Annotated in this window: 20 protein-coding genes; 2 read left to right on the plus strand and 18 right to left on the minus strand. The window is 39.0% G+C overall.

The window, feature by feature from the left end; translation table 11 throughout:
* Nucleotides 1–135: 135 nt before the first annotated feature.
* The 9 genes from GY23_RS05385 to GY23_RS05425 are packed head-to-tail and all read right to left on the minus strand — an operon-like array spanning nucleotide 136 to nucleotide 5,937.
* On the minus strand, nucleotides 136–873 hold the full coding sequence (locus GY23_RS05385; protein WP_075618142.1) for a class I SAM-dependent DNA methyltransferase: 738 nt from the start codon (nucleotides 871–873) through the stop codon (nucleotides 136–138).
* Nucleotides 873–1,223, minus strand: a complete 351-nt coding sequence (gene rsfS, locus GY23_RS05390; protein ID WP_075618143.1) for a ribosome silencing factor — start codon at nucleotides 1,221–1,223, stop codon at nucleotides 873–875. Before rsfS ends, GY23_RS05385 begins: the two co-directional genes overlap by 1 nt.
* Nucleotides 1,224–1,793, minus strand: a complete 570-nt coding sequence (yqeK, locus tag GY23_RS05395) for a bis(5'-nucleosyl)-tetraphosphatase (symmetrical) YqeK (RefSeq protein ID WP_075618144.1) — start codon at nucleotides 1,791–1,793, stop codon at nucleotides 1,224–1,226. It lies immediately after the preceding gene.
* Nucleotides 1,786–2,352, minus strand: a complete 567-nt coding sequence (locus GY23_RS05400; protein WP_075618145.1) for a nicotinate-nucleotide adenylyltransferase — start codon at nucleotides 2,350–2,352, stop codon at nucleotides 1,786–1,788. The genes yqeK and GY23_RS05400 overlap by 8 nt, the downstream gene beginning before the upstream one ends.
* Nucleotides 2,353–2,354: 2 nt before the next feature.
* The gene (gene yhbY, locus GY23_RS05405; RefSeq protein WP_075618146.1) at nucleotides 2,355–2,654 is read right to left on the minus strand and encodes a ribosome assembly RNA-binding protein YhbY; all 300 of its coding nucleotides are present in this window, start codon (nucleotides 2,652–2,654) and stop codon (nucleotides 2,355–2,357) included.
* Entirely contained in the window at nucleotides 2,641–3,483 is an 843-nt protein-coding gene (aroE, locus tag GY23_RS05410) for a shikimate dehydrogenase (protein ID WP_075618147.1), read from the minus strand. Before aroE ends, yhbY begins: the two co-directional genes overlap by 14 nt.
* A gap of 13 nt (nucleotides 3,484–3,496) precedes the next feature.
* Nucleotides 3,497–4,600 carry a ribosome biogenesis GTPase YqeH gene (yqeH, locus tag GY23_RS05415; protein WP_075618148.1) on the minus strand — a complete coding sequence of 368 codons (1,104 nt, stop codon included), beginning with the start codon at nucleotides 4,598–4,600 and terminating at the stop codon, nucleotides 3,497–3,499.
* Nucleotides 4,597–5,118 carry a YqeG family HAD IIIA-type phosphatase gene (locus tag GY23_RS05420; protein WP_075618149.1) on the minus strand — a complete coding sequence of 174 codons (522 nt, stop codon included), beginning with the start codon at nucleotides 5,116–5,118 and terminating at the stop codon, nucleotides 4,597–4,599. Before GY23_RS05420 ends, yqeH begins: the two co-directional genes overlap by 4 nt.
* Before the next feature lie 36 nt (nucleotides 5,119–5,154).
* Nucleotides 5,155–5,937 carry a phosphatidylserine decarboxylase gene (locus GY23_RS05425; protein ID WP_075618150.1) on the minus strand — a complete coding sequence of 261 codons (783 nt, stop codon included), beginning with the start codon at nucleotides 5,935–5,937 and terminating at the stop codon, nucleotides 5,155–5,157.
* 91 nt (nucleotides 5,938–6,028) lie between these two features.
* On the opposite strand from GY23_RS05425, the gene pssA reads away from it, so the two are divergent.
* Together pssA and sigK are read left to right on the plus strand one after the other, a co-directional pair.
* Complete coding sequence (gene pssA, locus GY23_RS05430; protein WP_139311072.1) at nucleotides 6,029–6,568, plus strand: CDP-diacylglycerol--serine O-phosphatidyltransferase; 540 nt, start codon at nucleotides 6,029–6,031, stop codon at nucleotides 6,566–6,568.
* Between the two features lie 85 nt (nucleotides 6,569–6,653).
* Nucleotides 6,654–7,403 (plus strand): RNA polymerase sporulation sigma factor SigK, encoded by a 750-nt coding sequence (sigK, locus tag GY23_RS05435; RefSeq protein WP_075618151.1) that lies wholly within the window; start codon nucleotides 6,654–6,656, stop codon nucleotides 7,401–7,403.
* Between the two features lie 12 nt (nucleotides 7,404–7,415).
* Here the strand turns inward: sigK and mtnN are convergent, their stop codons facing one another.
* The 9 genes from mtnN to GY23_RS05480 all read right to left on the minus strand — a co-directional run bounded on the left by mtnN (nucleotide 7,416) and on the right by GY23_RS05480 (nucleotide 14,972).
* A complete protein-coding gene (gene mtnN / locus GY23_RS05440) occupies nucleotides 7,416–8,108 on the minus strand; it encodes a 5'-methylthioadenosine/S-adenosylhomocysteine nucleosidase (protein ID WP_075618152.1) in 693 nt (230 codons plus the stop codon).
* Nucleotides 8,109–8,255: 147 nt separating this feature from the next.
* Nucleotides 8,256–8,960 carry a YrrS family protein gene (locus GY23_RS05445; RefSeq protein ID WP_075618153.1) on the minus strand — a complete coding sequence of 235 codons (705 nt, stop codon included), beginning with the start codon at nucleotides 8,958–8,960 and terminating at the stop codon, nucleotides 8,256–8,258.
* Nucleotides 8,961–9,182: 222 nt separating this feature from the next.
* Nucleotides 9,183–9,659 (minus strand): transcription elongation factor GreA, encoded by a 477-nt coding sequence (greA, locus tag GY23_RS05450; RefSeq protein WP_075618154.1) that lies wholly within the window; start codon nucleotides 9,657–9,659, stop codon nucleotides 9,183–9,185.
* A 109-nt stretch (nucleotides 9,660–9,768) separates the two neighbouring features.
* The gene (udk, locus tag GY23_RS05455; protein WP_075618155.1) at nucleotides 9,769–10,407 is read right to left on the minus strand and encodes a uridine kinase; all 639 of its coding nucleotides are present in this window, start codon (nucleotides 10,405–10,407) and stop codon (nucleotides 9,769–9,771) included.
* Entirely contained in the window at nucleotides 10,404–11,681 is a 1,278-nt protein-coding gene (locus tag GY23_RS05460) for a peptidase U32 family protein (RefSeq protein ID WP_075618156.1), read from the minus strand. Before GY23_RS05460 ends, udk begins: the two co-directional genes overlap by 4 nt.
* A 19-nt stretch (nucleotides 11,682–11,700) precedes the next feature.
* Entirely contained in the window at nucleotides 11,701–12,630 is a 930-nt protein-coding gene (locus GY23_RS05465) for a peptidase U32 family protein (RefSeq protein ID WP_075618157.1), read from the minus strand.
* 5 nt (nucleotides 12,631–12,635) lie between these two features.
* Nucleotides 12,636–13,271, minus strand: coding sequence for an O-methyltransferase (locus GY23_RS05470; RefSeq protein ID WP_075618158.1), 636 nt, complete (start codon nucleotides 13,269–13,271; stop codon nucleotides 12,636–12,638).
* A 96-nt stretch (nucleotides 13,272–13,367) separates the two neighbouring features.
* Nucleotides 13,368–14,486, minus strand: a complete 1,119-nt coding sequence (gene mltG / locus GY23_RS05475) for an endolytic transglycosylase MltG (RefSeq protein WP_075618159.1) — start codon at nucleotides 14,484–14,486, stop codon at nucleotides 13,368–13,370.
* Between the two features lie 180 nt (nucleotides 14,487–14,666).
* The gene (locus GY23_RS05480) at nucleotides 14,667–14,972 is read right to left on the minus strand and encodes a DUF1292 domain-containing protein (protein WP_075618160.1); all 306 of its coding nucleotides are present in this window, start codon (nucleotides 14,970–14,972) and stop codon (nucleotides 14,667–14,669) included.
* Nucleotides 14,973–14,978 lie beyond the last annotated feature (6 nt).

A 14,978-nucleotide genomic window follows, 5' to 3' on the forward strand; every position in this document is an offset into this window, starting at 1 on the left:
GTAAGAGTTTATTTGCATGTTTTTTTATCCATGAAGGATTCAGATTGGGTCATCCTTTCCTACAGAGAGCAATTCTTATGGAGTTACCCATACTATAAACGAATTGCTCGTAATTGGAAAGTATTAACTGAAAGGTTATTTCGTCACATGAAAAAAGATTCGTTCACTTGTATTAGTAGGCTCGTCATTCGTCCAGTCAGCCGTTACGTTCACTTTCGAAAAACCTGCTTGTGTTAACCAAGTGATATAGTTATTGACCGCATATGTACGTTGGAAATGACTTTCTTCAAATCGTTCATACAGGCCATCTTCTTTTCTCATGAAAAAGGTTAAATCATGATAGACAGAATGTGGTTCTTCACCTAATTCAGTATGCCAAATATAGGCGACATTTTCATCTTCATACGTAAAAGGTCCATCCAAGAACAACTCATCCATTTTATAAAGAGAATGTATATCGAAGAAGAGTTGACCCCCTTCTTTCAGTGACTGATATATCCCTTCGAAAGTCTGGACAACTTGTTCTTCAACTTCAAGATAGTTGAGTGAATCGATTGAAAGTAAAGCCACATCTATATCGTGAAATCCTTCCAAATCGGTCATTGACATGTGAAATAGAGGAATGTGATAGCCTTCTTTTTGAAAACGGTCGGCAGCCATCGAAAGCATTTCTTCAGATAAATCGACGGCTTGAACCTTAAACCCTTCAACCATAAGTTTTGCAGACAAAACACCAGTACCACACCCGATATCCAGCAAAGTTTTCCCTGTTACATTTTCGACACACGAAAGTACCTTATGAACATAGTTGTCATAAGGTATATCCGTCATTAATGCATCATAAATGTGTGCAAACTCTTTGTAACTAGACATTACGCTTCTAGGTCTACAGAGATGATTGGTGCGTCTCCCCATAGTCGTTCTAAGTTATAAAATGCGCGTTCGTCTTTATGGAATACATGTGCAACCACATCGCCCATATCCACTAATACCCAACGTGCAGAGTCAAAACCTTCTAGACGTTTTACATTATAGCCTGATTTCCCAGCTTGATCGGCCATTTCTCTAGCAATTGCTTGAACTTGACGGTCTGAATTAGCATGGCAAATCACAAAATAGTCGGCAAGTAAAGATACCCCTTTCATATTCAATACGACGATATCTTCTGCACGTTTGTCATCTGCTGCTTTGTAGGCAATTTCTAATAAAGTTGGAACTGTCATTCATTCATTTTCCTTTCGTGTAACCAAATCATTGTAACAATGAATGGAATCCGGATATACCGGTTGATTTTTTTGAACTAAATATTGTATCGATCTTTTTACGCATAACTTGGTTAATGCATCGAGTCCTTGTTCATCATGTTGTCTTAGTTCATCGACACCAGGGAATTGTCGATTCGGTTCAATCATATCTGCACAGAAAATTATTTTCTCAAGCGTTCCCATGTGTGCTCGGCCAGTCGTATGATAGCGTATCGCATTTAATACATTTTGGTTCGTTACACCAAATTCATATTGTGCTACATAGGCACCTACCGGGGCATGCCACAATTCATGATGGAACAGTAAAAGATTGGGATCCATTTGCTGATCGATGATGGTTTGTTTCATCCAATCCCGATCGGCATATTTTACAACATCATGTAAAATGGCGGCAATTTCTGCATCTTTTTCCACTTCATCATATACACTTGCTAAACGAATAGCCGTATCCATTACTCCTAAAGTATGCACATATCGTTTCTCTGGCATTCTTGTACGTATAGCATTCAACATTTCATCTCTATTCATACAACTTCTCCTCACGAATATAAGCTTGTACATGTTCGGGGATTAACATGGAGACATCTTTTCCATCTTTTATTCGATTACGTAACATCGTAGAGGATAGGTCAATAAGCGGTGAATCGATCAATGTAACCGGGTATTTCGAATGCTCATCGTAACCTGACCGACGGACACCTACTAATTCAACATGTTTTACTAGCTCTTCAATTTTCGCCCATTTATCCAAATAAGCAATCATATCAGCACCAATCAAGAAACTGAATTGCGTGTGTGGTTCGCGTTTTTGCAATTCCATCATTGTATCAAATGTATACGACACGCCGCCTTTTTCAACTTCATAGGATTCTACTTGAAAATAAGGAAAAGCACCTGTCGCAAGTTCCAACATACGTAACCGATGTTCACTAGACACTAAATTTGATGATTCTTTATGTGGCGGTTTTGAATTCGGCATAAACCTGACCTCTGCAAAATCAAGTGCATGATACACTTCGTTCGCCATGATTAAATGTCCAATATGTGGGGGATTGAATGTTCCACCAAAAATGCACACTTTTTTCATCATCAGCCTTTAGTAGGCAAGACGATTTTCTTATTGTTTTTTGATGGTTTGTATAACACAACAGTTAATCCAATTAATTGGACAAGTTCTGATCTTGTTTCTTTTGCCAACTGTTCAGCTACTTCTTGCTTATCATCTTCACAATTTTGCAATATGCTGATCTTGATGAGTTCACGACTTTCGATCGCTTCTTCAATATGTTTGATCAAATGTTCATTTACTCCACCTTTTCCAACTTGGAAAATAGGTGTTAAATGATGTGCTTCACTACGTAAAAAACGTTTTTGTTTACCTGTTAACATGTGGACCTCCTAGTATTTGTTCGACTTGCTCTATCATTTGCTTCGTATCTGGTTTGCGATTTGTCCACTTTTCAAACGAGTATGCTCCTTGATGCACGAACATCCCCACTCCATTTAAACAACGTGCTCCTCGATCTTTGGCTTCTGCCAAAAATGGCGTCAATAATGGATTATACACAATATCTGCAACAATTGCAGAAGATGTTAAGTTTTTTAATGACATTGGCTTGTCCAATTGAGCAGTTATCATCCCCGCAGGCGTTGTTTGAATAATGACATGAAAATCTGAAAGTTCATCTTCTGCCTGTTCAAGCGACAACGCACGTTGACCATTAATGTCACCAATTAATCTCTCAGCACTAGTAACCGTGCGATTAGAGCAAGATATATTTGTATACCCACTATTTTTCAAGGCAAAAGCAATGCCCCTTGCAGCCCCACCAGCACCAATAAGCAAGATTGGTGCGTCTTTAAGATGAGAACCCATTGCTTCCTCAAGTGAATTAACGAATCCAATGCCGTCCGTATTATAACCAGTTAGGGAGCCATCATCTTCCACAACAACTGTATTGACTGCCCCCATACGTTCAGCGCTAGCATCAATATGATCAAGGAGTGGCAAAATAGCCTCTTTGTGTGGAATGGTAATATTCCAACCGCTAGCTCCTAATAATTTTAATGATTGAACCGTATCATATAAGTTTTCTTTCTTAACATACACCGGTATATAAGTCGCATCGATTTCCAAATCAGAAAACCATTGACAATGCATTCTTGGAGACATCGAATGAGAAATCGGATCACCAATAACAGCGTACCATTTTTTCATTCCAATCGCCCCCCTATATTAATGATGGACGTAATTGAATTTCTACCCCTTTAGGTGCATATGCTGCAATCACTACGTTTGCTTGATTGACGGTAATCCATCCTAAACCAGAGAACACAATATCCGTTTTTTCCGTTTTAATTGAAAATTCGTGACGTACTAGTGGCGGTAATTGCTCCTTGAATTCTACAGACGGTGGTGCTAACATGCCACCTAAATGATCGGCATATAAGGTATCGGCATTTTCAAGTTTCGTACGATGAATATTTAATTCATTTGAAATATGAACTGTGAACGATGAACGGTCCCCTTGTATAAAATCAAACCGTGCCAAGCCACCTAAGAACAAGGTTTGTCCCGCATTTAATTGAAAGATTTTTGGATTGATTTCTTTTTTAGGCGTAATCCATTTCAGTTCAGATGAATCTAGAAAGTGTGCCATTTGATGATGATTGATAATTCCTGGTGTGTCATAAAGAGCTTGGTTATCATCGAGTGGGATTTCAATTAAATCAAGTGTGGTACCTGGGAAATGAGAGGTCGTAATAACTTCTTTTTCACCTGTCACTTGTTTAATAATACGGTTGATAAACGTAGATTTCCCAACGTTTGTACAACCTACTACATAAGCATTTTTACCTTCACGTAGTCGGTCTATCGCTTCCATAGCTTCCACCATACCCGTTCCTTTATGTGCACTTACTAGCATTACTTCGACTGGTTTTAAACCTAGTTTTTTGGCTTCTTGTTGAATCCATTTAATCACACGATGTTTTTTTACCGATTTAGGAAGTAAATCAACTTTGTTCGCGATTAACAAGATCGGGTTATTCCCGACAAAACGATGCAATCCTGGTAACCAGCTACCATTAAAATCAAAAATATCCACGATTTTAACGATTAGACCTTGTTCATTACCAAGACTATTTAAAATACGTAAAAAGTCATCATCTGTTAAAGAAACCGGTTGTAATTCATTATAGTTTTTCAATCTAAAACAACGCTGGCAAATAATTGTTTCTTTTTCTAATGAAGATTGTGGTGCATACCCTGGTTCTTTTTGGTCATTTGTTTGTATTTGTGTACCGCATCCGATACATGTTTGTATATTAGTCACACGTCTTCCTCCCAAGTTACATAACCTTTTCTTTTTAACGCTCTAAAAATTCGGCGTTCTACCATACGATTGAATCGCGTGAAAAAACCATCCGAGTTGGCCACAGGAACGACCAAAATGGTGTGGAGATTATTGCGGTTCCCACCGACGACATCCGTCAATAATTGATCGCCAATTACGACAACTTCTTCACGTTTAACATCCATTAGGTGAAGTGCTTTTCGAAATGCCTTGCCCATTGGTTTACGTGCTTTGAAGATGAATGGGATTCCCAGTGGATCAGCAAAGGATTTAACACGCAGTTCATTGTTATTTGAAACGATGGTTATTTGGATTCCGGCATCTTTCATGCTTTTTAGCCAAGTGACAAGTTTCGGCGTCGCTTCAGGGCGATCCCACTCCACGAGTGTATTGTCCAGATCCGTAATAATGCCGCGGATTCCTTTTTCTTGTAAACTTTCAGGCGAAATGTCAAATACACTTTTGACAAATTCGCTCGGTAAAAAATTCTTGTACAACGAGACACACTCCGTTCAACCTATTTTCTGTATCGATTATAACATACTCCCGATTTTCTCACCCACTCGTATTCGACAACCTGGCGTAATTGCAGGATCCGCTTGAAAAGCATCCTTCGGAAACAACACAACAACTGTTGAACCGAACGTAAAATACCCAATTTCCTCGCCTTTTTTCCATTCACGTGATGTGTTCGTCAGTTGTATGGAGTTTACAAACATGGCCCCCACGCTAATCACTGCACAATTTTTGTGATTTGGACATACTAAATGGGTAACTTGGCGATAATTTCCGCTGATTGGCGTTTTTCCATATGTTAAACCTGTCTGATTTACAGGGTATGATTTTTTACCAAGTGTTACTTGTTTTTTCACATGACCATCTACTGGACTATGAATTCGATGGTAATCAGCAGGACTTAAATAAAATACGATATAGGTGCCCCCTAAATAAGAAGCGGCTTGTTCCACATTTCCAAGCAATTCAGAAACCGTATACGATTTTTCTTTCACTAAAAACGTGCCGGTTTGTGTGATGGTCCCAATCGTTTCTACTTTTGCATCAACAGGGCTGATTGCTACCAAGTCCCCCTCAAAGATGGGACGACATTGAGCATCGATTTTTCGAATAAAGAAATCATGCAATGTAGGAAATTCATCCTTTGATTGTGAAACTTCTTGCATCTGTATTCCGTATGTACGTATATAAGATGGAATTAATTTTCGACTCCACGATGATTGGGCAAATCGTTGTAAAGCTAACGAAGTCCATTTTCCATTTGTCAGTTCTATAAGTGAACGATAGACGATTTGTTTCACTTTATCCCTCCAGCTCTAAATATGTTGTACCTTTTTTTGGTTTTAAGAAGTATAATGAACAAATACTTTACACACGAAGGAGTGTCGTCCATTGTTTTTTTTTCAACGAGTGGATCACACAATCAAAAAAATGAAAGCTAATGCAGCAAATATGATCACCATTGGGAATTTATCTTTTGGTGGTGCTTCCATCATGACCACATTAAACGAATCTTATAGTTATAGTGTTCTGTTTATATTTATCGCAGCTTTACTGGACCGTTTCGACGGGATGGTCGCTCGTAAATTAGGTCAAGAGTCAGAACTTGGGAAACAACTCGATTCCATGAGCGATATTATCTCATTCGGTGTTGCACCTGCGATTCTTATTTATATGGTTAGTTTATTTGAATTTGGAACGACTGGAATGGTCATCACCATAATATATATTGCGAGTGGCGCTTTCCGCTTAGCTCGATTTAATATTATGGATTCGAATGGCTACTTTACAGGACTCCCAATTACCGCTGCTGGAACATTAGTCACGCTTTCATATTTTGGATTGTTTCAATTCGCACCGGTTTTTTATATGTTTCTCTTGCCAATTTTGTCTATCCTCATGATCAGTACATTTACATTAAAAAAAGTCTAACGGCCGCAAATTGTGGTCGTTTTTTTCATGGATTCGACATGGGAATCATATAGTGACAAAAGACGACATGGAGGTGCACGTCATCATGAGTGGTTTACTATCTGCAGTTTTGCAACTATGGATAGAAGTACCGGCTTTCCTCGGGTATTTGAAAGGGCAGGCTTTTCGAAAACCCTTATCCCAAGAAGAAGAAGCAATATATGTGGAACGTTGCTTAGCCGGTGAAGAAGAAGCCAAACACGAATTAATTGAACGTAATATGCGACTTGTTGCACACATTGTAAAGAAGTTCCATCCGAAGCATGAACAACTGGACGACTTCATATCAATCGGTACAATTGGACTAATGAAGGCTGTCGCAAGCTACACACCTGATAAAAAGACTCGCCTCGCAACATATGCTGCTCGTTGTATTGAAAATGAAATCCTCATGCACTTACGCTCCCAAAAAAAGGTACAAAAGGACGTCTCATTATACGAACCCATTGGCACTGATAAAGACGGACATTCACTACAAATTACAGATCTCCTACAAACAGACGAAGATACGGCACAACAAACGATTGAACAAAAAGAGCAGATGACTGTCCTATATCGTCACTTGGATAAATTAGAAAAACGTGAAATTGAAATCATTGAGCGTCGATATGGACTTCATCAATTTGAGCCAATGACTCAAAAACAAATTGCAAAACAGTTAAATATCTCACGTAGTTATGTCTCACGCATTGAAAAAAGGGCTTTGGTAAAATTGTATCAACTGTTTAAACATGAAAAAAACTCTTTCGATTCACTGGATATCGAAAGAGCCTCCAATCATCATTCTTCATTCTAACATGGAATGTGCTTACAACTTGCTGATTACTCGTAAAACAATTTCTGTTGAATGTTTCGCAGCAGTTGGCAAGAATTCATCAAAGCTAACGGAAGATTCTTTTCCTGCAATATCAGATAGAGCACGAATCACCACAAAAGGCACATCGAATTGGTGGCAGACTTGCGCAACAGCAGCTGCTTCCATTTCTGCTGCCTTCATATGTGGAAAATATGTTCGGACGCTCTCAACGCGTACTGCATCGCTCATAAACGAATCGCCAGTTGCAATTAGGCCAGTCGCAAATTGATGTTGTCCCAATTCCTGCACAGCCTCTTCTGCAAGTTGTCGTAAGTTTGTATCAGCTACAAATCCCGCTGGAAGCCCTGGGACTTGTCCCATTTCATAGCCGAACGCTGTAACATCCACATCATGATGGCGAACTTCATCAGAAATGACAACAGCACCCACTTCAAGTGCTGAGTCAAAACCCCCTGCTGATCCGGTATTAATAACTGCCTCCGGTTTGAAATGCTGCAGTAAAATAGAAGTAGACATGGCTGCATTCACTTTCCCAATTCCACTTTTAAGTAAAACGACATCATGCCCAGCATATGTACCTTCAGTATATTCACTATTTGCGATAACCGTAGTTTGAGGATTTTCAATAACTAAACGTAATGCCTCGACTTCTTGTTCCATTGCACCAATAACTGCTATTTTCATTTTATTTCCGCCTCTTTTCTTAGTAGAAGAACACCATTTGCACTCATTTGAGACAAGTCGGCAGTTCACAAACCCGATATCCTAATGATTTTATTTACATCCGTGCAAAAAACACTTCCCTAAAAATAATAAAAGCGGTGCCGAATGTCAATAGGCACCGTCTAATGTTTTTAATGTATCCATTTTTTCAGGTCTCCAACCTTCGCCGTCAACCCAATGCAAATACACACGGTATTTTTCTTCTTTATTCTTAGATGAGACTGTACCGATGGATTTTTGAGGACTTCCACCGTTTCCAAGATGCCAAACAATCATGTTATCGGAGGACAACCCTGTTGCATAAGCGAGGGCTTTCACTTTCTCATTCCAATCCACGTGATTTTTAGAATAAATCGATACATGTTCACCTGTTTGAGAGGTGCCCACAGGTTCCCAAGCTGTATTCGCAATGGTATCAGAAACTACTGGATCGTCAGAAGGTGATGATGTTACAGAACCACCCGTGGTGGAACCTTCTTCTGAAGACTCTTCTTCAGATTCATCTTCTGTTGTACCTTCAGCGTTCTCATCTTCTGAAGCGATTTCTTCAGAACCGATTTCTGGTTTTGATTCGGTGTCTGTATCTTGCGCAGATTCCGAATCGTTTTCTGTGCTTTCATTTTTTAAAGCCGTTTCTTCTGTGTTATTTTTTGATTCTGCTTGTTCTTTTTCGTCATTTCCGAAAAATATGATACCGGCAGTGATAACTATAAGAATCACAACTACTCCGATTAATATGTTCAATAACTTATTCATATTTGGTTTTTTTGGTCGATTGCTTCGTGAGGTATATCGACTCTGTGTATTTATCATTTACGAATTCCCCCTTGTATATTGAATGATACCATAAATGGTGATGACAAATTAGACGAACGTGTTAAAGAAATGTTTCATTTTTGATGGCGTTGGGATGGAATGTGGTAGTTTTCAGGTCGATTTGATCAACTTATGGCCAGACCTGATCAACTAACCATTTTTCTCCTGATTTATTAAATAAAAAATCCACTCCCCGAAATAGAGAGTGGATTCCAGCTTTTATCTAATTGATACAATCTTGACGTCCATATCGCCACCTGGCGTCATAACTTTTACTTGATCGCCAACTGAACGGCCGATTAAGCTTTTAGCGATTGGTGAATCATTTGAAATCAAGCCTTCCATTGGATCGGCTTCAGCTGAACCAACAATTGTGTAAGTTTCTTCGTCGCCGTCTGGAATTTCAATAAACGAAACCGTTTTCCCTAGAGATACAGTGTCATTGTCCAGCTCGTTTTCTGCGATAATAACTGCGTTGCGAATCATAGATTCTAAAGTTACGATACGTCCTTCAACGAATGCTTGATCTTCTTTAGCAGAATCGTATTCTGAGTTCTCAGATAAGTCGCCGAAACTGCGTGCAATTTTTATTCTTTCTACGACTTCTTTACGTTTTACCGTTTTCAGGAAATCTAGTTCGTCCGCTAATTTCTGCTTGCCTGCAGCGGTCATTGGATATTTTTTTTCATTAGACAATGCCTTTCACTCCTTCAACTACTTGCTTGCTAGTAAGAATTCTATGCCACGATTAGTATAATTATGCGGCTTAGTATTTAGATATAATTGTCAGTCTTTCACAATCATATTACACAATGTTATCAGATTCAAGAATTGTTTTAATTTTTGTAACCATCAGGTCAATCGCAACTTCATTTTGACCGCCTTCTGGAATAATGATATCGGCATACCGTTTAGTCGGCTCGATAAATTGATTATGCATTGGACGAACAACTGATAAATATTGTTCAACTACTGATTCAATTGAACGTCCACGCTCATTGATATCCCGCAAAATTCGACGAATTATGCGCAAATCCGAGTCGGTGTCGACAAATAATTTAATATCCATTAGTTCACGTAAACGCGGATCTTCAAGCACCAAGATTCCTTCTAAAATGATTACATCTTGAGGTTCAATGTGAACCGTTTCTGGTGCCCGTGTATGAATTGAATAATCATAAACCGGCTTTTCGATGGCATGACGATTTAAAAGTTGATGAATATGTTCAATTAATAAATCCGTATCAAACGCTAGTGGATGATCATAGTTTGTTGCTAAACGTTCTTTAAATTCTAAGTCACTCTGATCTTTGTAGTAGTAATCTTGCTCGATTACCACAACGGCCTTTTCTTTATAAACTTCATAAATTGCATTGGTAACACTCGTTTTTCCTGAACCAGAGCCACCAGCAATACCAATAACAAGCGGACGCTTAAATGTCATCGTACAAGTTCCCTTCTCATCATGTTATTTGGACGTAGCGGAATTTCGGATTTAAAACGCACGATTTGTAAAGGATGCCGTGCAACATCCAATTCAAGACCCTTTTCATCCCATAAGGTTGTAATGGTCATGCGGAAGTTTTCAATATCTGGACCAAAGAATTCCACTTCTTGACCAGGTTTGAAGTAGTTTCGTTGTTGTAGTGTGACCATTTTTGTTTCTTCGTTATAATCAAGTACTAATCCAATAAAATCAGTTGTGGTTTTTCTACCGTGTACACCATACATTTGTTCATCAAACGTTGGTTCTCCTTCAAAAAACGCCGTAGCTGTCTCACGATTCGCACATTTTTCAAGTTCTTCTAACCACTCACGTTGGATGACAAAGTTTTCTGGGTCCATACAATAGGCATCAATCACTTTACGATAAACGCTAACAACTGTCGCTATGTAATGAATCGACTTCATACGTCCTTCAATTTTTAACGAATCAACGCCTAACTCTATCATGCGGGGTATTGATTCGACTAATTTCAAGTCTTTTGGACTCATCGCAAAAGGGACGTCGCCTTCATCAAACAAGGCGTCTTGTTTACCATCGTTGATTTCATATAAATCATAGTCCCAACGGCAAGATTGACAACAACCACCGCGATTAGAGTCTCGGGCTGTCATATGATTTGATAAAGTACAGCGACCGCTATAAGCAATACACATAGCACCATGAATGAACGCTTCTATTTCAATATCCACTTTTTCTTTCATTTCCTGGATTTCGTCTCCACTTGTTTCACGGGCAAGAACTACTCGGTGCAAGCCTTCCTCTTTCCAATATTGCACTGCTTTCCAGTTTGATAATGATTGCTGCGTACTTAAATGGATTTCTAACTTAGGTGCTTCATTTCGACAAGTTTCGATAATAAGTGGATCGGCAACGATAATGCCGGTCACCCCTGCAGATTCGATATTTTTTAAGTAATCAGCTAAACCATCCATATTCTCGTTATGCGCGAAGATGTTGGTCGTTACATAAATCTTTGCACCATAACTACTTGCAAATTCAACAGCTTGGCGCATTTCATCAATCGAAAAGTTCCCTGCATTTGAACGCAACCCAAACTCTCGTCCGCCAATGAACACCGCATCTGCACCATAGTGCACCGCGATTTTCAACTTTTCTAAGTCTCCTGCAGGAGCGAGGAGTTCCGGCTTTTTAACAATCACACGTTTGCCATTGATGATTTCACTTATTCGATCATGTTTAAGAATTGTCATCTATGAATATTCCCCTCCCTTAATACACGGTTTCTTTGAAGAAGAACCCGGTATCGAGCGGGCGATGTTCCGGTTGCATTTCTTCAATTTCCACTAGCAACCCTGCTTTGATGTTTTCATACGTTTCCGTTGATTTCACATATGCGTCGATTGCTTGACGGTAAAGTTGTGTCACTTTTGTTACATAAGCTCGGTCTTGCAGAACACCTTCTATTTTAAATGAATCAATACCTGCATCGATCAGTTCATTTAGTTCATCAATGATACACATGTCATTCGGACTGAAAATATGCGTGCCGTTCTCATCTTCATAAATTGGATATTTGTTATGACGCTCTTTATCATGTAAGAACATATTTTTATTTTTCGAGCGATTTTCTACTTCCAACGCTTTATCTTGAAACAAAAAGTAATTCCCAAGAAGAGATCGTTTTGATTGGAACATACAAGTCATGCCATGCACTTGCACTTCAACTGCCACTTCTGCGTTTTCTTTAATCTCAATCACTTCATCCATGCTTAATTCTCGCGCTAGAACAGCTCGGTTCGCACCACGCTTGCCCCAATAGTTGGCAGTAAACCAGTTCGTTGCCGTCGTTTCAGTGTTCCAATGAAGAGGAATGGCTAGTCCCGCCTCACGTTTGGCCATAACGACTGCAGGGTCACCAAAAGTAATCCCATTGACTCCAAGCGATTCAAGCTTTTCCATGTAAGGACGCAATGAATCAACACGATCATTATGAAAGAGACCATTCATTGAGACATAAACTTTCTTAGCTGCAGCATGTGCAAGTTTAACGGACTGTTCGATGTCCTCAATTGTAAATTCCCCTGCTAAACGCAAACCAAATTGTTGTTCCCCAATTAAAAAAGCATCAGCACCTGCTTCAATCAAGTCTTCTATGTGAGCAACAGATTGAGGAGTTACAAGTAATTCTGGTTTTTTCATGCGTGTCACCTCTTTATACTTATCGTTATTCCATCACCAATTGGAAGGAAAGTCGTTTCAAATTCTTCGTGATTCATGAGCCATTTTGTAAATTGCTGCAAGTTACGGACCATGGTTCTTTTTCTTCTCGGTACTACTTTTAGATCCACTTCAGTAAATCCGTGCATCAGCATATTATCACAATAAATAACACCACCGCTAGGAACGAGTGGTGAATACTTATCAAAAAAACGTTGATATTGTCCTTTTGCTGCGTCAATGAATAAAGCTTCGTACTGTGGTTGTGCAAATGTTTCTGTGTCAACTTCTAGTGCATCAGCATGAATGAGCTGTATTCGTTGAGTCATGTCAGCTTGTTTCAAGTAGTCACAAGCCAACTCATAACGAGCATCATCTTTTTCTATAGTGGTCAGTACAGCTTCGGGCAACGCCAACGCCATGCGAATAGCAGAATACCCAATGGCTGAACCGATTTCCAAAATCGATTTCGGTTGTTGCAAGCGCAAAAACTGTAAAAGTGACTCAATTGCAACAATTTCCATGATGGGAATGTGGTGAACTTTCGCAAATTGTTCCATATTTGCAAGAAAGTTTGATCTGACTTTAATATGTGAAGCAATATAGGATTGTGTCATCTTGATAAGACTCCTTTAACACACAAAAATTACACCCAATCTTATCATAAAAAAAGAAGGAAAGCGATAGCCTTCCCTCCTTCAGTGATCATCATGTGGCAATTAACGTAAAAATTCCTCAATTTTTGCTAAGTGTTCTTCGTAGGTTTTAGAAAAACGGTTGACGCCTTCTTTGTCGGCCAAGAAATAAAAGTTATCTGACTTGGGAGCATTTAGAACTGCCTCGATCGAAATCTTACCTGGATTTGATATCGGACCAGGTGGCATTCCTTGAATTTTGTAAGTATTATAGGGATGCTCTATTTCTAGGTCTTTGTATAGTACACGATCTTTATGTTCACCAAGTGCATAGAGAACCGTAGGATCCGTTTGTAAAGGCATGTCCTTCTCCATTCGATTGTAAAATACACTTGCAATCATTTCACGATCAGTTGTCGCTGTTGCTTCTTCTTCAAGTAGTGAAGCAAATGTGAGTAACCAATGCACTGACTTTTCTTGCTCCGCTAGTACCTCCGTATAAGGAACAATCGCTTTGTTGGTGGCACTCAACATTTGATCGACAATCGACTCCAATGAAGGTTTTTCTTCATAAAATGAATAAGTGGCTGGGTATAAGTAGCCTTCTAAATCATGACGCAAGTTTTCCCCTTTAATCTCCTCGGTTAAAATGGTTGGATATTTCGCGATCATTTGATCAATAAACTCAGGTTTTGTTATCAGTGCCATAAATTCTTCTGCACTATATGCCGTTTTTTCTTCGATTCGCACAGCAATTTCTTCGAGAGTTCGCCCTTCAGGAATTGTCATGGTAAAGACTGGTTGACGATAGACTTTTCCGGATTTCAAACTTTCAATTAACTCATCAAGTGTCATAGATTTGGTTAATGCATATTCGCCCGCCTGGAAATCCGATTCATTATTAAACTTCGCGTAGTATTTAAAGATACGCGCATCTTTAATAATTCCATTTTTTTCAAGTAGCGTTGCAATTGAATCTAAGTTGGAACCAATTTCGACATTAACAGTGTGAACTTCTTCTGAGTTCTTATCCATTGGTTGCAGTGCGCTTGTCACATATTTGTACCCACTATAGGCAGCTATTCCGCCCCCTATTAATACAACCAGTACAATCGCGAGAACAATACGTCTTACAATTTTCACTTCTTTTTTCTTTTCTTTCATGCGATTAAACATGATGTCTTTTTTTGTTTTATTCTCCACGGGTTACCCCCCTTTATATCTGACATTTATTATACAAGATTTTCAAACAAAAGAAAAAGGCGGAATGAATTTTCATCATTCCGTCTTTTTAGCAATATAAGAAATTACTCATAAATATATGAAAAGAGATCAGCTTCCCCAAATCAATTGGACAAGCTGATGCCTGTCTAAGTTCTTAAATTATTCTTCGTCTTCTTCGTCTTCTTCGTCTTCTTCATCTAAAAATGTGTTTAACATTTCTTCGATCATAGCCCATTCTTCGTCAGTTTCAATCGGAAGAAGGTCGCCGTCTAAGCCATCCTCAGAAGGTGTGAACGCAGAAGCGTGAATTTCAATTTCTTCGTTTTCATCTTCTTCAGCACCTATTGGGTAGTAAAGTACGTAAGATTTCTTAAATTCATCTGATTCAAATGTAAATAATACTTCGCAAAGTTGTTCAGTACCATTGTCATCTACTACTGTAATGTTTTGTTGTCCGTGGTCCATTTCAAA

It is taken from the genome of Paenisporosarcina indica, from assembly GCF_001939075.1.
GTDB lineage: Bacteria > Bacillota > Bacilli > Bacillales_A > Planococcaceae > Paenisporosarcina > Paenisporosarcina indica.

Bases quoted from the DNA above. Each gene is read 5' to 3' on its own strand.
- GY23_RS05385 (WP_075618142.1), bottom strand. From the start codon at position 873: ATGTCTAGTTACAAAGAGTTTGCACACATTTATGATGCATTAATGACG.
- rsfS (WP_075618143.1), bottom strand. From the start codon at position 1,223: ATGACAGTTCCAACTTTATTAGAAATTGCCTACAAAGCAGCAGATGAC.
- yqeK (WP_075618144.1), bottom strand. From the start codon at position 1,793: ATGAATAGAGATGAAATGTTGAATGCTATACGTACAAGAATGCCAGAG.
- GY23_RS05400 (WP_075618145.1), bottom strand. From the start codon at position 2,352: ATGAAAAAAGTGTGCATTTTTGGTGGAACATTCAATCCCCCACATATT.
- yhbY (WP_075618146.1), bottom strand. From the start codon at position 2,654: ATGTTAACAGGTAAACAAAAACGTTTTTTACGTAGTGAAGCACATCAT.
- aroE (WP_075618147.1), bottom strand. From the start codon at position 3,483: ATGAAAAAATGGTACGCTGTTATTGGTGATCCGATTTCTCATTCGATG.
- sigK (WP_075618151.1), top strand. From the start codon at position 6,654: ATGAGTGGTTTACTATCTGCAGTTTTGCAACTATGGATAGAAGTACCG.
- mtnN (WP_075618152.1), bottom strand. From the start codon at position 8,108: ATGAAAATAGCAGTTATTGGTGCAATGGAACAAGAAGTCGAGGCATTA.
- GY23_RS05445 (WP_075618153.1), bottom strand. From the start codon at position 8,960: ATGATAAATACACAGAGTCGATATACCTCACGAAGCAATCGACCAAAA.
- udk (WP_075618155.1), bottom strand. From the start codon at position 10,407: ATGACATTTAAGCGTCCGCTTGTTATTGGTATTGCTGGTGGCTCTGGT.
- GY23_RS05460 (WP_075618156.1), bottom strand. From the start codon at position 11,681: ATGACAATTCTTAAACATGATCGAATAAGTGAAATCATCAATGGCAAA.
- GY23_RS05465 (WP_075618157.1), bottom strand. From the start codon at position 12,630: ATGAAAAAACCAGAATTACTTGTAACTCCTCAATCTGTTGCTCACATA.
- GY23_RS05480 (WP_075618160.1), bottom strand. From the start codon at position 14,972: ATGGACCACGGACAACAAAACATTACAGTAGTAGATGACAATGGTACT.